This is a genomic window from Vibrio sp. 1249-1, assembly GCF_033340495.1.
Genome location: NZ_JAWOWJ010001186.1, coordinates 1 through 514, shown reverse-complemented (window position 1 = coordinate 514; position 514 = coordinate 1). Strand labels below are relative to the sequence as shown.

Sequence of the window (514 nt, the reverse complement as noted above, 5' to 3'; positions counted from 1 at the left end):
CCAAGTTATCGAACTGACGATTTTGCGCCACTTCCGCTGGGTTTAGGTGGCAGTGGTAATCATAAATTGGCTGGTGGAACGCATGTTCATGGTACAAGCGACGTGCCGTTTCGTTTGAGAGTAAAAAGTCTTCACACAAGAAATTCTTCATCGTTAACTCCTATTACAACGCAGCGACAGTGGCACGAGCACCGTTATCGATTAGCGATTGGTAAGCACTGCTCACCGCATCAATCACTTGTGGGTTTTGACCAAGCTCTGCAGGGAAGATGGCTTCAACCGCAAGCAACGCAGGCACAACAGAAACGTTCAAGCCGTGTTGGTCGCAAATCTGACGTAGTGTCTCTGCCATTGGATCGCGAACATCAATGTCGTTGCCTTGCTCGTCCACGCCGGATACGTAGCGCATCCAACCTGCAATCGCTGTTGCCAACCATGAGAAGTTAGAGCCTTGAGCAAGGTGGAATCGTAAGCTGCCGCCCATGCGTTGTGGGATTTTCTGGCTGCCATCCAT

1 protein-coding gene and 1 pseudogene are annotated in these 514 nt (G+C 50.4%); both read right to left on the bottom strand.

The window, feature by feature from the left end:
- A partial coding sequence (locus R7Z50_RS31175; RefSeq protein ID WP_318150237.1) for a glucuronate isomerase occupies nucleotides 1–151 on the bottom strand: 151 nt, incomplete at its 3' end.
- Between the two features lie 12 nt (nucleotides 152–163).
- Nucleotides 164–514, bottom strand: a pseudogene (locus R7Z50_RS31170) (fructuronate reductase); the annotation flags it as partial.